The 25,030-nt window shown below is 40.8% G+C and carries 22 protein-coding genes; 21 read left to right on the plus strand and 1 reads right to left on the minus strand.

What is annotated here, in order from left to right:
- The 7 genes from V514_RS18685 to V514_RS0101565 all read left to right on the plus strand — a co-directional run.
- Nucleotides 1–280: RNA-guided endonuclease TnpB family protein (locus tag V514_RS18685; RefSeq protein WP_035944125.1), on the plus strand; the 280-nt coding region annotated here is incomplete at its 5' end.
- Between the two features lie 160 nt (nucleotides 281–440).
- The gene (locus tag V514_RS0101540; protein ID WP_029497912.1) at nucleotides 441–2,294 is read left to right on the plus strand and encodes an immunoglobulin-like domain-containing protein; all 1,854 of its coding nucleotides are present in this window, start codon (nucleotides 441–443) and stop codon (nucleotides 2,292–2,294) included.
- A gap of 167 nt (nucleotides 2,295–2,461) precedes the next feature.
- Nucleotides 2,462–3,709 (plus strand): flagellin, encoded by a 1,248-nt coding sequence (locus tag V514_RS0101545; RefSeq protein WP_081714968.1) that lies wholly within the window; start codon nucleotides 2,462–2,464, stop codon nucleotides 3,707–3,709.
- Between the two features lie 103 nt (nucleotides 3,710–3,812).
- Complete coding sequence (locus tag V514_RS19585; RefSeq protein ID WP_029497915.1) at nucleotides 3,813–4,880, plus strand: WG repeat-containing protein; 1,068 nt, start codon at nucleotides 3,813–3,815, stop codon at nucleotides 4,878–4,880.
- A gap of 146 nt (nucleotides 4,881–5,026) precedes the next feature.
- Nucleotides 5,027–5,584, plus strand: coding sequence for a hypothetical protein (locus V514_RS20180; protein ID WP_029497916.1), 558 nt, complete (start codon nucleotides 5,027–5,029; stop codon nucleotides 5,582–5,584).
- Complete coding sequence (locus tag V514_RS0101560) at nucleotides 5,560–6,027, plus strand: protein-export chaperone SecB (RefSeq protein WP_081714969.1); 468 nt, start codon at nucleotides 5,560–5,562, stop codon at nucleotides 6,025–6,027. Before V514_RS20180 ends, V514_RS0101560 begins: the two co-directional genes overlap by 25 nt.
- Nucleotides 6,027–6,704, plus strand: a complete 678-nt coding sequence (locus V514_RS0101565; RefSeq protein WP_029497918.1) for a hypothetical protein — start codon at nucleotides 6,027–6,029, stop codon at nucleotides 6,702–6,704. Before V514_RS0101560 ends, V514_RS0101565 begins: the two co-directional genes overlap by 1 nt.
- 31 nt (nucleotides 6,705–6,735) lie before the next feature.
- Here the strand turns inward: V514_RS0101565 and V514_RS0101570 are convergent, their stop codons facing one another.
- Nucleotides 6,736–8,265, minus strand: coding sequence for an Ig-like domain-containing protein (locus V514_RS0101570; RefSeq protein ID WP_029497919.1), 1,530 nt, complete (start codon nucleotides 8,263–8,265; stop codon nucleotides 6,736–6,738).
- 272 nt (nucleotides 8,266–8,537) lie between these two features.
- Here V514_RS0101570 and V514_RS0101580 point away from each other — a divergent pair, with 272 nt between their 5' ends.
- The 14 genes from V514_RS0101580 (at nucleotide 8,538) to V514_RS0101645 (ending at nucleotide 24,970) form a co-directional block, all read left to right on the plus strand.
- Nucleotides 8,538–9,932, plus strand: a complete 1,395-nt coding sequence (locus V514_RS0101580; RefSeq protein WP_029497920.1) for a S8 family serine peptidase — start codon at nucleotides 8,538–8,540, stop codon at nucleotides 9,930–9,932.
- A 183-nt stretch (nucleotides 9,933–10,115) separates the two neighbouring features.
- Nucleotides 10,116–10,583 (plus strand): hypothetical protein, encoded by a 468-nt coding sequence (locus V514_RS0101585; protein ID WP_029497921.1) that lies wholly within the window; start codon nucleotides 10,116–10,118, stop codon nucleotides 10,581–10,583.
- Nucleotides 10,584–10,676: 93 nt separating this feature from the next.
- Nucleotides 10,677–12,185 carry a hypothetical protein gene (locus tag V514_RS0101590; RefSeq protein WP_029497922.1) on the plus strand — a complete coding sequence of 503 codons (1,509 nt, stop codon included), beginning with the start codon at nucleotides 10,677–10,679 and terminating at the stop codon, nucleotides 12,183–12,185.
- A gap of 31 nt (nucleotides 12,186–12,216) precedes the next feature.
- Nucleotides 12,217–14,010, plus strand: a complete 1,794-nt coding sequence (locus V514_RS19590) for a transglutaminase domain-containing protein (protein WP_029497924.1) — start codon at nucleotides 12,217–12,219, stop codon at nucleotides 14,008–14,010.
- 176 nt (nucleotides 14,011–14,186) lie between these two features.
- Entirely contained in the window at nucleotides 14,187–14,564 is a 378-nt protein-coding gene (locus V514_RS0101600; RefSeq protein WP_029497925.1) for a hypothetical protein, read from the plus strand.
- Nucleotides 14,565–14,622: 58 nt separating this feature from the next.
- Nucleotides 14,623–15,786 (plus strand): HlyD family secretion protein, encoded by a 1,164-nt coding sequence (locus V514_RS0101605; protein WP_029497926.1) that lies wholly within the window; start codon nucleotides 14,623–14,625, stop codon nucleotides 15,784–15,786.
- 99 nt (nucleotides 15,787–15,885) lie between these two features.
- Entirely contained in the window at nucleotides 15,886–17,832 is a 1,947-nt protein-coding gene (locus V514_RS0101610) for a hypothetical protein (protein ID WP_029497928.1), read from the plus strand.
- A gap of 116 nt (nucleotides 17,833–17,948) precedes the next feature.
- The gene (locus V514_RS0101615; protein ID WP_029497930.1) at nucleotides 17,949–19,463 is read left to right on the plus strand and encodes a glycosyltransferase; all 1,515 of its coding nucleotides are present in this window, start codon (nucleotides 17,949–17,951) and stop codon (nucleotides 19,461–19,463) included.
- A 168-nt stretch (nucleotides 19,464–19,631) separates the two neighbouring features.
- Nucleotides 19,632–20,249 carry a LysE family translocator gene (locus V514_RS0101620; RefSeq protein ID WP_029497932.1) on the plus strand — a complete coding sequence of 206 codons (618 nt, stop codon included), beginning with the start codon at nucleotides 19,632–19,634 and terminating at the stop codon, nucleotides 20,247–20,249.
- A 63-nt stretch (nucleotides 20,250–20,312) separates the two neighbouring features.
- The gene (locus V514_RS0101625) at nucleotides 20,313–20,744 is read left to right on the plus strand and encodes a universal stress protein (protein ID WP_029497933.1); all 432 of its coding nucleotides are present in this window, start codon (nucleotides 20,313–20,315) and stop codon (nucleotides 20,742–20,744) included.
- 97 nt (nucleotides 20,745–20,841) lie between these two features.
- Nucleotides 20,842–21,465 (plus strand): hypothetical protein, encoded by a 624-nt coding sequence (locus V514_RS0101630; protein WP_029497934.1) that lies wholly within the window; start codon nucleotides 20,842–20,844, stop codon nucleotides 21,463–21,465.
- An 87-nt stretch (nucleotides 21,466–21,552) separates the two neighbouring features.
- Nucleotides 21,553–22,791, plus strand: a complete 1,239-nt coding sequence (locus V514_RS0101635) for an ICP22 family protein (RefSeq protein ID WP_029497935.1) — start codon at nucleotides 21,553–21,555, stop codon at nucleotides 22,789–22,791.
- An 88-nt stretch (nucleotides 22,792–22,879) separates the two neighbouring features.
- The gene (locus tag V514_RS0101640) at nucleotides 22,880–23,860 is read left to right on the plus strand and encodes a CZB domain-containing protein (RefSeq protein ID WP_029497936.1); all 981 of its coding nucleotides are present in this window, start codon (nucleotides 22,880–22,882) and stop codon (nucleotides 23,858–23,860) included.
- Between the two features lie 12 nt (nucleotides 23,861–23,872).
- A complete protein-coding gene (locus V514_RS0101645) occupies nucleotides 23,873–24,970 on the plus strand; it encodes an Ig-like domain-containing protein (RefSeq protein ID WP_029497937.1) in 1,098 nt (365 codons plus the stop codon).
- The last annotated feature ends 60 nt before the right edge of the window (nucleotides 24,971–25,030 follow it).

Below are 25,030 nucleotides of genomic sequence, written 5' to 3' on the forward strand. Positions count from 1 at the left end.
AAATCAAAAAGTCGAAAAAGCGATAGCGGATGTGTCATGGTCTGAATTTGTGACCAAGCTAAAATATAAGGCGAAATGGCTCGATAGAAAAATTGTCGAAATCGACAGATTCTATCCATCTAGCCAAATTTGTCATACTTGCAGTCATCGAGATGGCAAGAAACCATTAGATATTCGTGTATGGACTTGTTCATCTTGTGGTACGACACTAGACCGAGATATTAATGCAAGTAAGAATATCTTAATCGAAGGGTTAAGACTTTTAAAGCAACAACCGTAGGAACTACGGGGATAGCCTACTAAAAAAGTGAAGCCGCTGTTTCGAGTAAATAGAAACAAGCAAGCACTGTTCGTAGGAATCGCCCACTTCAAGCACGTTCGAAGAACGGCTAAGTGGGGGTAGTTCAAAGGTATGATGATTTAGAAAGAGAGGGAATTATATGAAAAAATTGATGATATTTGGTGTTTTATTGTGTGCTATGTTTTTATCTGTTCATTCAGTTAAAGCTACAGAAGGAATTAAAATGTCGGTTGTCAATGGCGGACATTCTTATGAAGAGGTAAAAGGTACGTTAAAGTCGAATCCAGATGGTGTCAACGTTTTGCTAAAAGGTTATAACAATGAAGGACTCCTATTAAATATGGAAACGGGGAGAGTACTTAAAAAATTTGAAGAAATAGGTTCATCTATTATAGTCAATGACTTTGGAAATGCATATGTTTATACGGATAAATATGATTCTCAAACTTTTCATGAGGATACTTTTGGAAATATTGATGCAATCGACAGGCATAATTTGCCGGTAGGATTCATTCAAAATTCAAATACTTTTATTACGAAGTCTAGATATAATGATGAAATGTCGGCTTATGATTTAGAAAGCAACCAAATTATTTTTAAAAATTCAATTGGTAAATCGAATCAAATACTTGTAGGTCAAGACATCGCTATTGTACGTGGTAACTCAATTACAATCTTGAACGCGCAAGGCGAATTTAAAACGCTATTAGAATTTGATAGCACTATCAAAAATGCTGTTTTCACACCAGATAATGCGATGCTTATTGTTTCTACAGAAGAAGGCGTGACTGTATGGGATACGTCTAATTATCAAAAGAAAGATGTCCAATTTATCGGTACAGAAAATGCTTCAAATTTAGTTGTAGATCGCTCGAACAGCTATATTGCTTTGCGTAATAAAGATTTACAGTTCAGATTGTATAATTTTAAGACAGGCGACCGTATTTATACTGAAAAAGATAATAAAAAAGTCGCGAAAAATCAACTAGCGTTATCTAATAAAGCGCAATATCTTTTAATCAATAAAACGGTATATAGCGGGGAAAATATCGAAACGTATGTAGAAAATATTATGTTGCCTAACGAGTGGAAAACATTAGAACTTGGCTATTACTATGAGCCTTGGGTACGAGTGCAACGAGCAAATGGAAAAGTTGAAGATGTAACGAAAGGTGTCAGTTTTCATCCAAATAATATAGACGTTGCTTATGTCAATCCAGAGAATAATTATTTAGTAGCTAATCAGTTGGGGAATGTTACGGTAATCGCAAAGTATTTAGGTTTTGAAGTGAAAAGAGATTTTAAAGTAGTGGATACGGAAAAACCTCTATTAAGAGGAGTTAAAAATATTTCTGTGTATGCAAATACTGGCGCAAAGGCTTTACAAGGGATGAAAGCTATAGATATTGGTGAAGGGGATTTAACGAAAGTTATTAAGGTGTCAGGAAAATTTAATGCGAATGTGCCTGGTGTCTATAAATTAACGTACACTGTAAAAGATCGTTCAGGAAACACAGCGACTGCAAAGCGTACAATTACGGTGAAATATAATCCATCTAAAAATATGTACTTATTCAGTAATGGTAACTATAGCTCTAAATATTTATTCAATAAAGATGGAACAATTCGAAGTACACCAACTATCGCAAGTCTTGTGCGGACTTCTTATGGAGAGCTATCTTCTGAGTTAGGTGTAGAAGTAAAGACAACACAAAAGCTTACGTTCAAAAAATTAGTAATCAAATCGAATGGTAAAACATTAACAAAATCTCTTACAGGCTCAGCTTACTATAGCGGTTCTAAAAATGAATATGTCATTAAAAAGTTAACGGCGGCAGATCGTAAATGGATAAAAAATAATATTCATGCGAATAAAAAAGCTACTGTATCTGTAATAACTAAAAAGAAAACAATTAATAAAACATTAACATCTAAACAAGCTCAAGGGTTATTAGATGGTGTCTTGATGTATGATTATAAAAAAGCGCAATAACAAAAAGGGAATCGCATCGGCGATTCCCTTTTTTTCTATTGTTATATAAATATTTTGTTAAACATTTTCGAGCGAGTGAAAAGACTAATTTTAACTTTCTAAAAATTTAACTTATTTTTAACCTTCTATCGATATAGTGAATATTAACTGTATTGATTCGGGGGGATATGATGAGGATTCAACATAATGCTGCGGTATTGAATAGTCATAATAACATCATGAAAACGGCAAATAAGATGCAAAAAACGTATGAGAAATTATCGAGCGGTTATAAAATTAACGGAGCAGCGGATGATGCGGCTGGCATTTCAATTTCTGAGAAGATGCGCGGGCAAATTAATGGCTTAGCGATGGCTGAAAAAAACATTCAAAATGGCCTCTCGCTCGTACAAGTTGCGGATTCTGGGCTTGCGCAAATTAATAACCCTAATTTGATTCGCATGCGTGAATTGGCTGTGCAGGCGGCGAATGACACGCTAACAGACGCGGACCGTGCGCTCATTGTGCAAGAAGTGCAGCAATTAAAGCAAGGGATTAATGACATTGCGAATAACACCGAATTTAATACGATTAAGTTGTTAAATATCGGCGCGGTAACGCCACCGCCGACTACCATTTTAGATATAACGGTTTCGTCAAAAGAAAAAAAGACGGTTGGGTACATCGAGGTAAAGCCCGGTGGTACGTCGCCACTAGAAATATTTTGTGATTTTAGTGCGATGGGTAATGCCGATTATCCGGACTTGAATATTGTTGGTCCAAATGGTGAAATTTATGGCTATTTAGGACCGTATTTTAAAAATGCAGGTTCGCAAACCATTCAAAATTTACCATCAGCGAGTTCGGGTACATATAGCGGCCACGGCAGTAAAATTGAGTCGTTTATTTTTCATGATCCTAAGCCGGGAAAATGGTCAATTGTCATAGATTATCCGGTATCTGGTCCTACGGCGGATGTGTCGCTCAACTCAAATTATTCGCTTAATTTACCAGGTATTACGCCACCGACTGTACAACTACCAGAATCACTGATTATCCAAAAAGGTCCTAATGCGGGGCATCGGATGGAACTGGAATTAACGGATGCTCGAACAGAGGCATTAGGGATTGATGGGCTTGATTTGTCTAGTCGTGAGGGTGCGGAAAAGGCGATTGCTTTACTTGATGCGGCGAGTGGGAAAGTATCGACCGAGCGCTCAAAATTTGGTGCGTATATGAATGTTTTAGAGCATGTTCAAAACAATACAGGGGCATATAAGGAATCTTTAACAGCCGCAGAATCGCGTGTGCGAGATGCGGATATTGCGAAAATGTCGATTACATTGAGTAGAAATCAGCTCATTTTGCAGGCAGCTCAGTCAGTGACGAGTCAGGCCAATCAAATGAGTCAGGGGATATTGGAGTTGTTGAAGTAGGTCAAGTCTAGCACTTGGCTTTTTTTGTTTTTAGTACATAAAAATCAAAAATATGGTATATTAATGCATCTAACTTTAGTACTATGAATTTGGAGGGGATATTATGAAAAAATTTGTAAAAGTTTTAGCATCATTAGCAGTTGCGACGACAATTGCAGGACAATCTGTTTCGGCTAGTGCGGTAAGTATTTCAGAAAGTCCGACTTATAAAGTGCAGGCATACGACTATGAAACAGCGCCATTTGGCGAAAAATTAATCGCCGTGAAAAAAGATGGCAAATGGGGTTTCATGAATGTCAGTGGTAAAATGGCAATCAAAGCTACATATGACCGTACATACAACTTCTCAAATGGCCTAGCAGCTGTAAAGAAAAATGGTAAGTGGGGCTTCATCAATAAGAATGGGAAAGAAGTCATCAAACCGCAATTTACAACTACTGCAAAGCAATTTGAAAATGGCTATGTTGCGGCTAAGAAAGGCAGCAAGTGGGGTCTGATTAGTAAAACAGGTAAAGCAGTCGTACCTTTTAATTATCAAGAGGTAGGCGAATATGGCGACGGGCTTGTGAATGTGAAGCAGGGCAATAAATATGGCTATGTGAATTTGAAAAATCAAATGGTCATTAAGCCACAGTATCAATATGCAATTCAATTCACAGAAGGACTTGCGGGTGTTCTTGATTTTAAAGGAAATGTTGGAACAATCAACAAAGCTGGCAAAACGATTATTCCAGTGAAATACAAAGATTTCTACAATTACGAAAATGGTTATGCTGTGATGCAAGATGCAAAAGGATTGTACGGTGTTGTAAACAAAGCGGGTAAAGTGGTTGTACCATTTAAATACGATAGTATGACCGTACAAGGAAATGGCATTGTGGGATATACGAAGGATACGAAAAATGGAATCGATTCAGGCTACTTAAACATTAAGACAGGTAAGGAAGCATTTTCGATGACACCAACGAATAGTGATTTAATGCCATTCACGGATGGTTTAGCATTCTATTCAGCGATGGGAACAGGTGTGATACAATATGTTTACACAACTGCTGGGAAGAAAATTAAACTGAAAAATAAATATACGCAAGTCATGTATTTCAACAACGGCTATGCGTTGGGTGCGGTTGATTATAGTATGAAAAAGTTTAAAGTGTTGAAGAAGAATTAATTTGATTGAACTACCTAATTTAATATAGTATTTGTGATGATTTCTGCTAAAGTCTTATGTTTTTGACATGAAATAATGGTTTTATTTTACTGTAAATGCTATTATGAGTTATACAATGGATTACAATACGTAAAGGTGGGATGTTTATGAGACTGATAGCATTTGAGGACACAAAAGTGCGTACACTCATCGAAAAAAGCTTAACCGCTTTTTATGAACTTACGCAAGGTGAACAACCGGATGTCAAAGAGCTAGATGATTTATTGAAACTTTATAATACAAAACCTATTTTGTATGTTTCAGAATGGCTAGATGATAAAGGGCTTGAAACTCTTAAACAACTTTACCAATATGATTATGAAAATAATGAAGAGTATCAAGGTTATATTGATCTGCGCGAAATGATACTAGAAATGGATGTTGAAGCTGAAAATGTGGAGACTTTGTTCATTTCTTTCACTGAATTGATTAATTCAGCATTAGACTTTGCACAAGAATACGGTTTAGAAAAGGTAGCAGTAACGAACAAGCCACTGACGATGTCATTTAGCAGTTTTGAAACGCATACGGATAATTGGTATTGGCGAGATAGTGATGGTAGAGAGACACAAGAAAATAAGCAATCAAAGAGGTATTCTGCGGAGCCTCTTTTTTTTGCAATTAAAAGGAGAAATGACTTATGGGACAGTATGAAAACTATATGAAAGAATATCGCTTAGCAAGGCTTTCAGTACAGATGGTAGATGCTAAATTGGTGAAATTACACATTGAAAAATTAGTAGAAGAAGATATTAAAGAGACGAATACTAATTTCCAATTTTTCTATAGAACAGGGAAATCTGATAAAGGTGTAAAAGGATTGATGTTAGTCGATATTGAAGTTACAAATCCGCAAAATAATGAAAATTTAATCGAAGCACAGGTGGCATATGAAGGATTATTTGTGAGTAATGATACTTCGATGAAGGAAGAAGAACTTGAAGCTTTTACTAAGGAGCAAGTTATTCCACAATTACTACCTTATTGTCGCAGTATTATCGCTATGGTGAGTGCTCAATTAGGAGGTAAACCTTTAGAACTTCCGACAATGGATGTCATTGAATCAATCATCCAAAATCAGAGAGATCGTGAAAAGAGTGATGATTAATGAAAGCTTCACTCACTTTTAAAGAAATGGATTGGGAAAATCAAAAAGTCGATAGTATTTCAACTAAGATAGCCATATTAATTTTAGAGCAAAAAATGTATTTGAAAAATTACTTAATTCCTTTTTTACGGATGACAGGAAATAGTCCAAAATATAAAGAAATAGGGTCGAAATTTTGTGATAGAGCTAAAAAAAGTTTGTTAGGGAAGGCGACAGAATTAGACTCATGTATACGTGAAGCCTTGAAATTAGATATGGAAGATTGGAAAAAATTTCGCGGTACAGTAGCTGAAAAAATAGTAGAAACAAAGTTTTTAGAAATACATCAAGGAACGTGTATTTATTTTGGAGCTGCAACTTTAGTTAATAAAGAAAAAATTAAATTAGTTTCTAAAGAAGGCAGAAGGCGCCAAACAGTAGATGCTATTTCGTGGGATTCTGATGAATTTTATGGTGTGTTTATGGAAATAAAATTTAAACCAGAAGCCTTTGATGAGATAACATTAGACTATTTAGCATTACTAAATCAATCGTTAACAACGGCACAGGTTAATTTTGAAATTCAGTTGTTGTCATTTGATGATGTAGTTGCCATTTTAAGTATCTTAAAAAATCAAGGTATAGAATTGGATGAAACAACTTATAAAATCCTTTCTGCACAAGAATACATTGCATAAAAAAGGGAATCGCACCGGCGATTCCCTTTTGTTATTTTACATAGTATTTTGTTAGGCATTTTTCGATAAAGCTTTTCTTTGAAGTAGTTAAATGGGATGGTGCTGTGATTGTGAGTGCCAATGAATTTTTTAAATAGCCGTAGCCGGTAATCGATTCTTTGTCATTATCTTGTGCTAGCTGTATTGCTTCTGCTGGTGATAGTAGGATAAGCAATGGTCGTGTTGTCATGTTGGTATCGTATAGAGGTGTAATGGTTGCTGTGTAGCTTTTTACTGCCTCCAATGTTGCAGCAGAAACGGCTGGTGATGCATAAATACGATAGAGTGGTGTTTCAATCAGCTGATATTTGCCGAATAGTTGTAGCTGTGTATTAAAGGCAAGGTCTGAGATGGGTTTTTCGTTTGCATGGGCTTCGTTATAAGCTTTTAAACCTTCGATATCATAGCCATGTTCTTTTAAATAATTTTCATAGTAGGTGCGTGCTTTGTAAGTGTACGTAATGGTTTCGTCATAAGAAACGCCATAATGTTGTTGCCATGCTTGCTCAAATGGCATTTTTTGAGCATCAAGCAATACATGATGGAGTGAAGCTAAGCCGTATTCATCAAGTAACATCGTCATTGCGGCAAGAGATTCTCGGCTATAAGACGTCTTTAAGTTACTATCAACAATTGGGTAAGTATAGGCATTTTGCACATACGTTTTAGCGGTTGAAATATCTAGTGCTTGATCCTTTTGCTCTGAATAACCCCATGCGTATAAGAATGCAGATGCTTCATTGATCCATGATGGGACAGAGGTATGATAAACATTACTAAACATCCAGTGCACATATTCATGAGCTAATAAGTTAGTGTTCACAGAATCTTTTGTCATGACGATAACATTGTCCTTATGAGAAATCCAACCCAATGCGCTTTGGTTGATATATCCCCCAGCAGCTGCGTATGTTTGTTGGTCGGCATCATTGCCAAGTACGACAACGGTTGCCTTTTTGTTGGATGAAGCAATTTCTGGGAAGAAGCGGGTTAAATAACTTTGAATTGCAGTGTCAAAAGCGTTTGCTAGGCCATTAACCGTTTCTTGTGTGACATTGTCTCCACCGTAAATAAGAATGTTGTTCGTTTCTGTTTTTTTGTACGTTTGCAAGTGTTCTTTAAGGGATTCTTTAATAGGAGCTAATGTTTTAGGTGTTTCTTTTACGTAAAATTTTTGCATCGTAGTTGTTTTTAATTTTTTACCACTTATACTTGGCATGCCAGACTTCACCGTCAGTATGTAATGATCATTAGCAGATAAGACAGTTTTGGGTTTAATGGTTACTATTTTTTTAGTGTCCCCATAGTCTACAGTGAAAGGGGTTTTTGCATCTGCTGTGTTTGAATTTGTTAATGTAATGTAGGTGTCTGCCTCGTTCAACTCAACTTCCTTTGAAAATGTCACCTTAAACGTATGATCGACTTCAATTTCTTTGATAGCTTGCGCCTTTGCATTTGGTGCCAGGCTAAGCATCATAATGAATGATAGGCATAATAAGGCCGTTAAATAAATTTTTTTCATGTAATTCCTCCTTTTCATTTTCCATACAAAGCAAATTCCTGTATATTAAGCTTTTGCGCTATTAGATAGAAAGCTGATATCGGCAGATTTATTTTCAGAAAACTAGCAATTCCTCGGCGATTTCATCCGATATACCTTATAGAAAGAGGGGGTTACATGAATTACAAAGGTGTTCAGTACACGTTATACATGAAAAAGGCATTGAAAAGCGTTGCAGGGAAGCAATTAAAAAATGATTTGTATATGCCATTTGTATTTGAGGGATGAGCGAGATGAAAAAATGGATTTTGACCGCAACACTTGCATGTGGATTGCTGCTACCAGTACAGCAGGCGAATGCACAAAATGTGGATTATATTGTAGAAACAAAGCATATGGCGGCGCTGCAAAAAAGCTATAGCTTTAAAAAATTAGATAAGGTGAGCGGACAGCCAATTTACAAAATCCGCTTGGCATCGAGCGAGCTGAAAAAGTTGCAGCGTGATGCGCGTATTACGGAGCTGTCGAAAAATCGTCCGGTAACGATTCCAACAACAGAAGTTGGCGTGAGTGCGAAATCACTATCGGGGAATTGGGGGCTTACCTCGATGCATTTTCCGGCAGCCAATCCTTTTTTAGCGCCGGTTGAAGTGGCGATTATTGATAGTGGTGTTGATACGGACCATCCACTTATTAAAAATCAGCTTGTCGATAGTTATGCGACCGAGGGTTTTACGTCCGTAGAAGATGAACATGGTCATGGCACTCATGTAGCAGGTATTGTGGCGGAGGGTACGCCGAATGTGCGCATTGTGCCAATTCGCGTGCTTGATAAATACGGTGACGGAGATATTTACAATTTAGTCGAAGGGATTTACTATGCGATTGAACAGGATGTCGATGTCATTAATATGAGCCTTGGCATTGGTGAAGAACCAGATGAGTTGCTCGGTGAGGCCATTACAGATGCAGCAGATGCGGGGATTATGATGACGGCTGCTGCGGGAAATGATTACGAGGATTATATCGAATACCCGGCATCTTCACCGTATGTTCAAGGGGTGGGCGCGTATAATTCATCTGAAAAGCGCGCTACTTTTTCGCATACGGGAGTAGGGCTTGATTTCATGGCACCTGGCTACCGCGTGCAAAGTGCAAAACTAGGTGGAGGCTATACGACGATGACTGGTACGAGTATGGCGACGCCGTTTGTGTCAAAGGCTTTAGCGCTTGCAAAGTCAGCCAATCCTAAATTAACATCTTCACAGCTAGAAAAACTCGCGCTGTCCTCAACTGAGTCTTTTGCTGGTACGAGTATGCTCGAAACAGGCTACGGTAAAATCAATATGGATAAGCTTATGGCAGGTGCGTATGCAACAAATGCAGCGGTGCGCTACATGACGCCGAAACAATCGACCGATGCATTTAAAACGTGGACGATTACGATGTCGGCAGCAATTGATACAACCGCGGCCAATTTAGCAAAGGTTTCTGTCGTCAATGAAGCGGGTGTAGCGCAAGCTGTGACGATTCAAGTAGGGAATACGGCGAAAAAAATCGAGGTCATAGCACCGAAAAATGGCTATGAAAAAGGGAGTCACTACTACATTCAGGTGAAGGATGGCTTCCGGGCTGTAAACGGAAAAGCATTGAAGCAATCAACGATTAATTCCTTTAAGATTAACTAAAAAACTTATTATAAGCAGGGCATTCTTTTTAAGGGAAAGGATGCTCTTTTGGTTTATTTTTAATGTTTATTTGATAAAAATAATAAATATTTATTTACTTTTTATGCAATATGTATAATCCATTTATACTTACAGGAGGTTTTGTTATACTAGCATCATACCGGAATTTGGAAGGTGGATTACATGAAAAAAGTATTTTATAGCTCTGCATTAGCTGCGGCATTATTACTAGGCGCTTGTTCGAGTGAGGATGCATCAGAGGAACCAAAAACAGAAGCTGCTGATAAAGCAAAAGATAAAGACACTGACACTGAAACTGTAACGAAAGAAACGAATACCAAAGTAGAAGAAAAAATCGCGAAGAAAAACGAAGGTGCTGTTGAGAAGGAAGCAAATTTCAAAACAGATGACGACGTGAAAAAAGCGATTGAAAAGGAAAAGGGCGTTGACTCGGCCAATGTACTTGTAACAGAGGCGAATGGCAAAGAGTATGTCATGGTCGACATTACAGTATCGTATGATTCGAAAGCAAAAGCTAAAAAATTAGCGGCTACATATGCGAAAGACTTGAAGAAACAACATGCGAAGAAAATTGTTGATGTGCGCGTACTATTAAACCAAGATGTATTAGCACAAAAAACAATCAAATAATCGATTGGAGGCTGGCATTTGTCAGTCTCTTTTTTATGTCTTTTAACCTATTTAAATAGTATAATGGTTCTATTGGTGAATAGGAGGGAAATAATGAGAAAAATAGTTATATATTTACTAACGATGATTTTAGCAGTGAGTATTTTCTTACCAACAATGAAAGCATCGGCAATCGAAGAATGGCCAACTGCAGACGGTGTATCGGTCGATAAGACATGGACGATTTCATTTAATAAGGCTGTCAAAAGTGGTATTTCATTACCGGATTATATTTATGTGTTAGATAGCAACAATAACAAAATGGATGTCGTGCTATCACGCAGCGATGATAGTAAAAAGGTGATGGTCAAAGCACCTGTCAAAGGCTATGCAACTAATCAAGCGTATACATTGATTGTCAAACAAGGCTTACCAGCGCAGTACGGAAAAGCTATCAAAACGACGATTCATAAACGTTTTACAACAACAGCTAACGTAGCATTTGAAACGTATGCGAAAAATTATCGTATCGACAATACATCAAAAGCGGCTGTGACGGCGACGGTTGGGACTACTGCGCATGTGACGGTTTACGATGCGAAGGGGAAAGTCATTACCGCTAAAACAACGATGCCAACGAGCACACAGGTTATTGATGCTGGGCAGTATGCGATTGTCTCGTACAAAATGGCACCAAATACAGCACCAATAGCAACAGGTGCAACGGTCAAAGTGACGACGGAACAGGCCTTTACTGTCGCGAAGCTGTCAAAAGGTGGCTCAGTGCAAATTGACAGTGCAAGTGATTTTTATCGTACGGTGTATGCCGAGGATAGTACGCAAAAGGCAGAGGTCTCGTATGCGAGCTACTACGGTGAGCTTGTTAGAGAGGCGACGCATACGAAAGTACAGCAAGCTGGATTGAATGATGTGACATTGCTATATGGAAAAGGGCAAGTCATCGTGTCTAATGAAAAAGATACGCCATTTACCGTATACGTGCCTGCAGTAGAGACACAAATGATGAAATCTGCAAAACCAGCACTTGTGTCGTATGAGTTAGCGCCGAATACGAATGCGGTCGTTACAACAACGGAACCTGTAGCGGGTGCGTTCAAAGATAGTACCTTTGAAGTGATAGGAAGTGGTGTTTATCATAAAGCTTCATATACAAGTGATGCCGCTACGCTAGGTGACTACAAACAACAGCAAACTGTATCATCGAAAAATACCGAAAAACTCTACGAAGCTGGCGAAACGATTATTCAAAATGTCGGCAATCGTACGCTAACGTTATCAGGTGCAGCGAAGTATACGACGATTCAGGCGACAACTGAAAAGGCGCTTGTTTACTTTACATTATTACCACTCGACCAAATTACAGTAAAGTCGCGTGAAAGTTCGATTATGCGTGATTTTACAATCTATGATGCGACAGCAGAGGGCCAATATAAAACGACGCAGTTTGAAGGCGAGACAGTTGTAGCTGAGCGTACGACGGTAATGGAAATGCCGCTTGATAAAGTGTTGATTTATAAAAAAGGGCGAACAATCGTTGAAAATAAAGGAAGTACGACGCTCGAATTATTTGGACCAGCACGCTACGTCCAATATAGTCGATAATTTAAAACTAAAAATCATAGGAGGCGAACGTATGAAGAAATACAAAAGTTTGATGGTTGCTACAGCTATCGCATTATTTGCATCCGCTAGCTATACAGGTGATGTAGCTGCAATGCAACCAACCATTGATTCACCATCGAATGTGTTACTTGATGGCTTTATGGAACCTGTTGTTAAAGGGCAGCTTGCGTCATCGAAGGCTGTAGCAGCGAAAAGCACGACAACTGTTGGAAATGTGGATGAATTAGAGGTGCTACTAACGGATAATTTCCGTGCTTTTAACGACAATTTTACGCTGACAGTCAATGAACATTTGTCGATGACGGAATTGACCGAGCTCGTTGAAAAAGCGTATAAGCGTGATGGTTATGTGCATGGGACGATTGATCGCGTAAATTATAGTTTAATGAACGACAACGGAAAAGCTACGGTGAAATTGGCCGTTTCTTATCGTCACACATTAGCACAAGAGGAGATTGTGACGCAAAAAATCAAGGATATTACGGCGTCGATTATTCGCCCGTCGATGTCTGATACGGATAAATTGAAGGCTATTTACGACTATGTGGCGCTGCAAAGCACGTATACAGAAAATACGATGAATAGTCCGCATTCTCCGTATACACTTTTGACTGAGCATGGCGGTGTTTGCCAAGCATATGCGCTTGTAGCTTATCGATTATTAGCCGAAGCAGGCTTTGAAAATTATTTTGTTACGGGTGATGGACTGCAAGGAACAGAATCGATTCCTCATGCGTGGAACTTAGTAAATGTCGATGGTGCTTTGTATCATTACGATACGACATGGGCAGACCCTGTGTTTGCTGTGGGGAAGGCGGTCTATGAGGACTATTTGAATTATAGCTACTTTTTAGTGTCGGATAAAACGATTCGCATGGATCATCGCATAGATGAGGGGTACCCAACAGCAGCGTCGGATGACTATGTGCCGGGGCTAGCAACAATTAATAGCACAGTTGTCAACTATACGATGAAAGACCAAACGTATGCATTAATCAATGTACCTACGTATCACAATGGCAGTTGGTACTATACAAATGAGGACTATGCTTTAACGAAATGGCATGATGGTGCGGCAACGGTTATTACGCCAGATGAACGCGCCTTTTCAACCGTTTATGCAAACAACCAAATTTTCTTTTTAAATAATGAGCTTCAGTTGTATGCGTACGATTTAACAATAGGGAAAATAGTGCAAAAAACGACAGAGCTTGCATCGCGCATTCGTATTGAAGGAGATAAGCTCGTAGCGTACGATGGTAAACATCGCGTCTATGAGGAATTATTGACGGCTGCTTCAAATGATGTCATGACGCAAGTAACCATGCTGCTGAATAATCTTTTCGTACCAAATTTTGAGCAACAAACAACGGCTTTATTAGCTGATTTTTCAGCATTAAGTGAGGCGCAAAAAGCTACATTACCTTCTAGTGTGAAAACAGCAATTATCGATGTGGAGGGAAAACTTCAACAGCTACAAACCTTTAATACATCCTTACAAGCGAAAGAATCATGGGAGAAAGGGCCAGCGACAACGAGTAATCCGCGTAAGCCATGGACTGTAACATTATCAAAAGAGCTTGAAAATACAAATGCTAATAAGGCAAATATTCGTGTGCAGGATATGTTTGGGCAGGAGCTTGATGTGGAAACGGATATTCATGGTAAACAACTAACTATTATGCCACTAGGAGAGTACAAACCGGATGTGCCATACACATTAGTGATTAACAAAGCTTTGAAGAGTATCGATGGCAAGTCGTTGAAAAAAGACATCTATATGAAATTTACATTTGAAAAATAATAGAAAAATCCCGTGTCCTATATGAATGGCATGGGATTTTTGGATTGTGTAATATAGATATATTGATTTAATGTAAATGGTTATTTAATTACTTTTTACAAATAAAATAGTTTGAAAGGTTTAAACTATAGGTAATAAGGTGTATAATAAGAAAAATGCATGAGAGGATGAGGACGATGGAAAAGCACACACTCGATTCATATGTTGATGTATTAACGCATACGAAGCAGGTAGCTGAAAGTATGCACGATGCAGTAGAGGATTATACGAAAATGACGAAAATGCTTGCTACTGCGGTAGATGGGCTGGAGTCAACAGCATGTCACGTACAGCATGAAGTGGCGTATGCGCTTGCCTCATTCATCGACGAAGCGGAACGTACGGCTAATTTTTATACGGAAACATCGTGGCAGCATTATATGGGGGCATTGGCGCAGGCGAAAAAGGTGCAAAGTGGGCGCAAGACGAAATTAGTCGAGCTACTGAAGGTGAAAAATGCACTACGTCAGGCGAAAGCACAGCTTGTATATGATGAGATGAAAGTATCGATTTAAGGTTGCGGCTGCAGCCTTTTTTTAATTGACCGATATACGAGGAAAGGGGGACGACTAGATGAAGCGACTAATCACTAGTAGTTTAGCGGCTACGATATTGATGGCGTCATTGCCAGCGCAAGTAGAGGCACGTGAAATTGTTCGTTCGACGACGAAAAAGGCGACGATCATGTACAAGCATGCAGGAAAAGTGGAACTGCGCACAATCGAGGCAGGGGAAATTGTACTGATTCGAAAGCGCGGTAAAGTATGGACGAAAATTGAATATCGCAATAAATTTGGCTATGTGGCGACGAAAGATTTAAAATTCCCACAGACGAATAAGGAAAAAGAACAAAAGTTAGCGAAGCAAGGTGCGGCGTTGAAAAAACAAACGGCTGTCTACAATCGTGTAGTCGAAAAAGGGGATATTACGCGCTTGATTGGTCAAGAAGATTTGAAGTATCGCCTTGCGCTTGCTCAATTTGAAGCGCAAATTAAGGCGGTCAATCCGGGGAAGGCTGCAACGAAGCGGCTGACGACAGCATATGTCAATCCGGGAAAGCGTGCAATGAAGCGCGTGCAGCATGAGCTGACGGCGTGGCAGATGCTTGAAACAGCGGAGGCGCAAGTGCGTGCTTTAGAGTATGACGAAGCAGAGGCTACATATAAGAGGGCGCAGGCGGAGCTAAAAGCTGGCAAGGCGTTGCGTAAAAAAATGAACTATCCGGCGCTGCCAAAAAAATTCCAGCAAAAAATCGATAAGCGTGCGGCAGTGATTAAACAACGTTTTACTTCTTCAACATTTAATGACCTATTAGCAGAGGGCCATGTGCATTGGATGAGCGATTTTCAGTTTGAGCCGATTACGTCTAGCTCGCCGTACATGGATTCCAATGGGAAAAAACAAACGACGGGCTTTGTATTGAAGCAAGATGCAAGGCGCGCAGCGGTTATGGTGAGCTTACATTTGCCGGATGATAATGTGTTCAATCAAAAAGTCCAATTTAAAAAAGTAAGCTATACGTTGTCGCGTAGCCAGGCGATGAATGATAGTTTGTTAGAGGCGCCTGTGACGATGACACTTCGCGGAGATAAGCGGTTGCGTGAGTCGACGACTATTGAACCATTAAATGAGCCAATTGAAAAAGAAGCGGTTGTTGCGGATGATAGTGCGATTTTTTTTGAGTTTGAAAATGTGCCAAAAGGTATGGCTGTGACGAATATTGTGTTTTATCGATGAAGGAAATGCCCCAGCCACTTCCCATGGCTGGGGTTTTTAATTTTAATTCGAAGGGCCTATGCCGATATAAGATGAAAAGATAGTGGATGGAGGATGGCGATGAAAAAGTTTGTAGCAGGAATGACCGCGACGGCCTTGTTTGTATCGATGGCGATTGAAGCGGAGGCGGCCATTAAAAAGGTGGGCGCTAGCGCAAAAATTAAGTCCGGTAAGCTTGTATCAAAAAAGACCGGCAAGGCACTCAAAGGGCATGTGCGCTATAAGTCGAAAGTGTATTACAATGGCAAGCCGTATACCGGCGTCAAGGACAGCACGTATTATAAAAAAGGTAGTGCAGCGAGTGGTACGTATAAATCAAAAGTATATCGTAAAGGGAAAGCATATACAGGGGTCATTCGTGATGTGTACTACAAAAAAGGTGCGAAGGCGAGCGGTACTTACGATGGCAAAGTGTATGTGAATGGTGCTTTGCATACAGGGGTGCAGGATGATGTGCTTTATCTAGACGGTGAAAAATTTAGCGGCCTGAATGATGGCGTTTATTACGATGAAGGACAGCCACTTACTGGCGAGCAACAAGGTCTTTACTATTATGACGGCAAATTATTTTCAGGTGTGGTGGATCAGTCACTCTATATAGAAGGAAAAAAACCAGCGGGCTACAAATTGTATGAGGCGATTTTGTACAATAATGGCGATATCGAAACGGAGGCTGTGCATTTTAATGAGAGGTGGTATGTGGGCGGTAAGATTGCGACTGGCTCGATTGTGACCGCTGACGGGGAGCAGTTATATGTGAAAGATGGCGTTGAAGTTTCGGATGACGACGAGGAAGTGCCAGATGATGCGCCGTCATCGCCACCTGAAGAACCGCGTGGCTATGAGCTGATTTCAGGTAAGCTGTATTACAATGGAACTCTAGCGCCAGGGACACAGCTGCATCATGATGTGCTCTACCAGAATGGCACGCGTGCGACAGGCATTACGTCGTATAATAATCGTTATTATGATGGGGGTGTGCTCGCAAATGGGCTTATTCGTGCCGGCAATAAGCAGCTTTATGTCGTACAGGGCGAGCCATTTAGCGGCATAAAAGATTATGTGGAATATGAGCAGGGGCAGCCGGTGAGCGATTATTATTACGCAAATGGTGCGCTGTATTATAAAGGGCAGCCAAATGTCGGCGTCGTACTCTATAAAGGCAAATGGTTTAATGGGCCGGGGCTTGCGCATGGCTTAACGCTGATTAATGGCGCCGAAACGATGCTGCAGCAAGGTGTCAAAGTGTCGGGGCTTGTCGACAATATTTATTATCAGGATGGCCTCCGTTTTACTGGTGTCGCACATAAAATCCTCTATACAAATGGCGTGCGTGAAACCGGGCGCAAATGGTACGGCGGGCAATTTTTCATCGATGGGCTGCAAGTGGAAGGCATTTTCATCGATAACGGCTTGTATTACGTCAATGGAGCGCTCGCAAATGGACGCTATGATGTGCCGGAGCTTGGCATTCGTTATTTAGTAAATGGGGTGCTTGCTAACGGGCTTGTGCATGGTATTTATTATAAGGACGGTCAGCGGATGCGCGGCTTTGCGATTATTGGCGGCAAGCTTTACAATGACGGGGTGCCAAACATAGGTGTTAAGCGCTTTGACGGGCTATGGTATTACAATCAGTACCCGGCGAGTGGCGTTATTTTTACGACTGCAGGTGAAGAATATGCGGTGGAAAAAGGGCTTGGTATTACAGGTTATTATCAATTTGCGTATTATGTGAATGGTAAACTCGAACAAGGGTATGTATTACGAGGTGGCGAATTGTATTACAATGGCCGACCTCACAATAGCATCGTCGAGTATGAGGGCGTTTGGTATGCGCGCACGAAGCCAGCACATGGCATCCATACGATTCAAAATGACACGTATTGCTTTGACAACGGTCAGAAATACACAGGGATGTATCAGGAGCGCTATTTTGTTGATGGGCGTCTTGCGCAAGGTGAGCATGATGGGAAAAATTACGTGGATGGTATAGAACAACTATAATCTGTTTATTCATATACAGTCCGTTCCTCACAATTTTAGAGAGGGACGGGCTTTTTTTAATACATATCCGTATAATAGACATATGGAAATTTCGAGGAAATATAGGGGGCTAACGAGTGAAGGAACGATTTTATTTTTTTACAGAACACTTAGCTGATGGCCGCACAACTTTAGAACAGGTGATTTTATTGCGCTCGCAATTGTTTGAGCGTAAATTGCACGTTTCACCGACGATTGTGACCGTAGCATACGAGCCACAATTGGCAAAATCGCGCCGTACATTGATCGAGCGCGGGATGTTAGAGGCGGAAACGTCATTTTTGAATATGTATGCCGATTTACAAGAAACGAATATGGACATTGAGCAGCCGAAAGAATGGCCGCTTAATCCATTATGGTCGTATGAAAAGGTACCGGATTCAAACGATGTTGGCGTACTTGATAGCGATGGCAAGCCGGTACAATATCGCAATTATAGCGACGATGGCCGTTTAGAAATGGTCGTGCATTATGATATGCGCGGTCGTATTATTCGTAGCGATATTTACGATGCCAATGGTTTTTTGAGCAAAGTACAAGTGATTCAGCGCGATGAAGTGACGTGTGAAATTTTTTACCGTACGGATGGGCGCGTTTGCATGTATCATTTCTTTGAATTAGATGAGCTCGTTTTAATTCAGCTTGTTGATGACGATGGCTCGATTTTATATCAATGTGAAACGGAAGCGGATCTGGCGAGCTTTTGGCTGAAGATGGTGCTTGAAGAAACCGAAACAAACTTTTGTTTTGTGGATTCACAGCAACCATTTGCGGCAATTTTAGAAGGGCTTGGAAAGAAGGCAACAATCGTTACGATGATTCACGAACCGCATGTCGATTTTCCGAACAGTCCGCTTGAAGGTACATTAAATGAAACGTACCGCCACGTCTTTCAGCAATTTGAAAAATCGGCAGCGGTCGTTTATGACTCAAACGAACAATACGACCATGTACAAGAGCGTTTTGGGAACCCGAAAAATCAATTTGCGATTCCGACAGGCTTAGTTGAAGTACCACAGCGCGCGGATTTCAAAGAACGCCAGCCGTATACGCTGTTATTTGTCGCGCCATTTGAGATGCGCTACAATCCACAAGCGGCGGTGCGCGTCTTTGATCGTGTCCGTCAGCAGCTACCGGAAGCGATGATGTATATGTGCGGCGAAGGGACTGAGAAAGAAGCGGTTGAGGCGTTGATTCAGGAGCTCGACTTGGATGATTATATTGGCTTAATACCACAGCTTGATGCGAATGTTTATAATCACGTGCAAATGGGCATTTCAACGAGCATTGATAGTGAAGTGCCATTGACGATTTTATACAATTTAGCATACGGCGTTCCAACGGCGAGCTACAATTATTTATATGGACCGGGCGATTTAATTTTACATAAAATTAGCGGTCTATTGGCAAGTCGTAATAATGAAGAGCAATTGGCTGAGCTTATTGTCGAACGCTTATCGAATCAAAAGGAAACAGAAGCGATGAGCAATCATGCATACGGTGAGGCGCTGCGTTTTAATGCTAATCATACGAAAATTCATTGGATTCAGCTCATTCAACGTTTGCGAGAAGATATTTGGAAAAAGTATTAATGATAAGAGTCTCTCTAGATGAAGAGGCTCTTTTTGTTGTTGTATCAACGTTTTAACGCTCTATCGCTTTAGCAAACTACTACGCTAACTGTTTTTTTGAAATAGCACACAACTGAAAATAGGTATGATATGATGACGTCAACATTTAAAACGGAAGGACGGCGCGTCATGGAAAATATCGGCGTATTTTTAATTATGTCTCTACTATTAATTTTAGTACCGGGACCGGATTCTGGACTTGTCATCCAAAATTCGATTGTGCATGGCAAAAAAGCGGGCATGAAAACGGTGCTCGGTTCTGTATCAGGTTTATTCATTCATACGGCTGCGGCAGTGCTTGGCTTATCGGCACTCATCGTCAAATCCGCTTGGCTCTTTACGATTTTAAAGTGGGTCGGCGCAGCGTATTTAATTTATATTGGGATATCGTCGTTACGCACGGTGCTTCGTAAGGAAGAGCCTGCTGCGATGACAAAGGCGAAAAAACAAAAATCATTTTACTTACAAGGGTTTATCACATGTGCTGCAAATCCAAAAGTAGCGGTGTTTTTCCTGACCTTTTTACCGCAATTTGTGAACGATACGATGAATCATATGCTGCAATTTTCATTAATGGGACTTGCGTATGGCGTCATGACAATTATCGTCTTTACATTGTATGTGGTGCTCATTGAAGCCTTCTCTCGCTGGTTGAAAAAACCGGTCGTGCAAAAGGCATTACAAGGGACAACGGGTGCGGTACTCGTGACGTTTGGGATTCGTTTAGCGTTCGAAAGTCAGCCATAGTTATTCATTTGTCGTTTGTCTGTTAGTTGATATAATAAGACAAAAGAGAGGATGAAGTTTAAGATGGAAGACTACAAAAATATTATCGTTGCAGTTGATGGTTCAGAATCATCAAAAGCAGCATTACAACGTGCGATTCAAGTCGCAAAACGCAATCAAGCGACACTTAACATTGTCAATGTTATTGATACGCGTGTATGGGCGAGTCTTGAAGCGCGCAATCGCGAAAAACTTGAAGAAGATGCACAACAATTTGCGACAAGTTTATTAGCGAGCTACGATGATGCAGAAAAAGCAGGCATCGAGCATATCGAAATCATGACAGAAGCTGGTTCACCTCGTACAGTGATTACGCAAGAAGTAGCGCCTCGTATTGGTGCGGACTTAATCATCTGCGGTGCAACAGGTGTAACGGCAGCAGAACGTATTTTATTAGGCAGTGTATCAGAAGCCATCGTGCGCACAGCACCTTGTGATACGCTTGTCGTTCGATAGAAAAGGAAGAGCTGCGACTGTGCGGCTCTTTTTTAGTGGAACTATTTAGGCATTTCTTCGTCAGGAAATAGCGTATAAGAAGTAAGGAGTTTTTTGAATGAAGAAAATATGGATGTTACTAGGAATGGCTTTTTTCGTACTAGTGCTTGGCGCCTGTAGCGAGGAGAAAAAAGATAGCGTCGCTAAAGAGATTGATGCGAAGTATGTTGGGACATACACGCTTAAGAGTATGGGGCAAGCGACGGGTAATCAATTAAACGATTATCATACGGTTCCGCTCAGTGAAGATTTAGCGTACGCTGAAAAAATTCAGCTGAAGAAAAATGGCGATTATGTCAATACGATTCAGTTTTATGATGACCAAACGACGGACAGCTTGTATCAAGAAATCATTCAGCGCGATCGCTACAAAAATGATGGGAAAAAGGTTGTCGTTACAAACAGCACGAAAGATAATCATTATGCGATTAAAGCATATAAAAATAGCGATGGTTCGTTATTAATGAACTATGATGGCTTAAAGCAACTGCAAGATAATGGCGCTAAGTTAACGAATTCAACGGAACAGTATGATGAATATGATGTCACTGCCTGGTATGGCAAAAATAATACGGCGCAAAAACTAACGCAAAAAATATTTTTCACCGATGAAGGGCATTTAATGACAGTTACATATTCAAAAACAGATAATTCGACGAGCGTACTTATTTATGAAAAATAACGAGCAAGGAATGGCATTTAAGTATGTCATTCCTTTTTTCGTTAAATAACAATGCAAAAATCCGATATAACGGTAGAGGTGATCGACATGAAAAAACAACTACTGGCGCTTGCACTCATCACAACATTAGGATCTTCGAGTGTTCAAACAATAGAAGCACAGGCCGCAACGATTAAAAAACCCGATTCGCATCAAGTGTATGTCAAGGGGAGTAAATTATATGACCGTATGACGAAGCGACCGCTTAAAAAATATGCGCAGTACAAAGGGTATATGTATAAAGACGGGACGCGCTTGACGGGTACGGTGAACAGCGTGTATTTCAAAAAAGGAAAGCTGGGCACAGGGATTTATAAAAAGAAATTTTACCGCAGCGGGCAATTGTCATCGGGGGTATATGAAGGCAAGTTGTATCGCTCAGGTATCGTCAATAAAGAGTATTATGAATATGACGGACAATTATATAATGGTGCGAAGCCAAATAAAGGCATCGCGTTATTTAAAAAGAAACTGTACTTAGATGAGGCATTATATAAAGGGTATTATGTTTATAATGACGTGCTTTATAAGGATGGTCGTACAAATACGACCGTCGTGCAGGTCGACGGCGCGTGGTACACAGGCGCTACGATTCAGCCGGGGTGGATTCGTACAAAGCAGCTTGGTTGGATTAAGATTGATGATTTTGGCTTCCAAATTAAAGGTGCGGTGCCGCCGCCAGATGTAGATGCTGGTGGTGGACTTGAAAACCCCGGAAATGGTGGTAGTGACATGGAGCCGCCAACGTCAGGTAGTAATCCAGGAGATGATGGCATGGAACCGCCTTCAGGAAATGGTGGTAGTGACATGGAGCCGCCAACGTCAGGCAGTAATCCAGGGGATGATGGCATGGAACCGCCTTCAGGAAATGGCGGGAGTGACATGGAGCCGCCTTCAGGAAATGGCGGTAGTGACATGGAGCCGCCAACGTCAGGCAGTAATCCAGGGGATGATGGCATGGAACCGCCTTCAGGAAATGGTGGTAGTGACATGGAACCGCCTTCAGGAAATGGCGGGAGTGACATGGAGCCGCCTTCAGGAAATGGCGGTAGTGACATGGAGCCACCAACGTCAGGTAGTAATGCAGGGGATGATGGCATGGAGCCGCCTTCAGGAAATGGCGGTAGTGAAATGGAGCCACCAACGTCAGGTAGTAATCCATGGGATGATGGCATGGAGCCGCCTTCAGGAAATGGCGGTAGTGACATGGAGCCGCCAACGTCAGGTAGTAATCCATGGGATGATGGCATGGAACCGCCGAGCTGGGGGGACGATGATTGGATATAATGAAAAAAGGATGTCAGAATAGCCCAATTTCAAACATATTTCTCCAATAAAGGGGTATTGAGAAGTAAGGAATGAGGGGGTATTACCGATGTCACAGCAAGATTGGTTTATTAAAAATTTATCGTATGAGGACTATAAAGATTTTCAAAATACATTGCATTACTATACGTTGACGCATACGGAGTTTGTCGGGCAGCGTTTAGTGGACGGTGTGCAAACATTATCGCAAGGTTTGGCAACATTTGAGTACACAGCTTTGTCGTATGCGGATGCCATTTCCAAGTTGATTGAATTTTGTACAGCATTTGAGCAATTGATGCTGTTGTCCTATGAAGCGGTCATTATTTTTTACCGCAGTATGTATCGTTTTCATGGTGGTGAAATTCAAATTGAGGTGGAAGAATTGTTGCGTAATAGCGACTCCCATTTTCCTGAACTTAGCGTAGAACTGTTTGCTGAAAAAAATCTAAATGAAGATTCAGTGAAGTTGATGAATATGCTATACCAAGAGCAAGAGGTGATTCGTGCGCATTTGTTGGTGACGACGAAGCACCTGCAGGAACTTGAAAAGGTTTTTCTCGCGGAATTGGAACATCCAAAAACGGGCAATCAACCGACGATCGCTCGATTAATTAACGACATTCAGGCGTTATTAGCCATCGATATTTATAGCGAAATGAATCAAAAAACGGTGGATATGACCGAGGAAATTATTCCAACGATTCCGATGCCTTCGGAAAAAACACCGATTAGTATGTTGAGTGCGCGCATTATTAATCATGCCGATTATTTAGCGATGTTACTCGATTATATTGGAACAGATTACAATGCGCCAGGGTCAACGGAGTGCATTATGGGGCGCTGGATTGTTAGCAACAAAGAACAGTACCTACATATTGAGGCATTTCGAAAATTTTTCGAACAACATGAAGCATTCCACGCGGCGGTTGAGCAATTGTTGAAAAAAGATTCATTAGAAAATTCGTGTTTGATGCTTCGACAATCGAGTGCATTATTAACAGCATGTATTGAATTAATTATTGAAATAAAAACGCGTGAGAAAAGTTAGGGGGACAACAATGTGTGGCGATTAGCAAGTGTAGCATGTGCCTTGACGTTTTTCATACCTTTTACGACAGTAGAGGCGAAAGAGCTAGGTGCTGTATCATTAACAGATGTGCAAATTGAGCAGAGCGACAAGGTGAGCGCTAAAGAAGTCGAAGTAATTCGCTATACGATTGCGTTAACGAATGATGCAAAGGCGCTCGATACGGTCACGATTCAATTGCCGGAGAGTGTGAAACTCGTAAAAACAGCGGCGCTTGATGTGAAAAATACCGAGGGTCGTGTAGCGGCAAAGGCGACATTTAATGCGGCGAAAAATCAAGTGCTTCTGACGCTGAATGACGTAGCGGAGGCGACGACATATAGTGATTTGCTGGCGGAAATTCCCGTTATTTTCAATGAAACAAAGGCCGGCGATTATACAGCTGAATTCGCCATAAATAACGGCACAAAAGAGCTTGCTTATACGGTAGTAGCGGAGGAAGTACCTGCAACAGTAGAAGCAAAAGGGCAGCTTATGGCGTCAACGATTTCTTGGGTGGTGACGATTGATGCATCTGGGGCTACGCTCACCAATGCACAACTTGAAAGCGCCTTTGAAGAGTCTTATGATTTAAAAGGTCCTGTGACGGTGACGTATGAACAGGCAGATGGCACAACAACTGATAAAAAGTTCACGTCCCGCTTACTTGCAGATCGCACGTTAAAGCTGAACCTAGGAACAATTCAACATCAAGTCGTGACGATTGCGTATGATACAACGGTGCAAAGTACGGAAAAAAAGTATACGAATGAACTCATGATTCATTCGTTAAATAACGATGACTTTGTAACGACGGCGACTGTTGATGGCACAGATGCAGTAGTAGTTAACGAGGAACCGAACGAAACGATTGATAAAGTTAATAAGCCGGTGACTGAATCAACAGGCGAAAAACCATTAGCAGCAGGCGCGCTGACATCGAATGCGACGTCTTCGTCAGATGTGATTACAAAGCAATCTGATAGTGGAAACACGTTGACGGAATTGCCGCAAACGGGTGTTGGGAATCCAGCATGGTTAGGCGTTGGGCTTGTTGGGGTAGCTTATGTACTGTTGCGCCGTAGAAAATAAATGGGGTATACGTGTAACGACACCCTTGAGCATAAGAAAAACCGGAATCGCGCTGTGACG

The organism is Kurthia huakuii LAM0618 (genome assembly GCF_000505545.1).
Lineage (GTDB): Bacteria > Bacillota > Bacilli > Bacillales_A > Planococcaceae > Kurthia > Kurthia huakuii.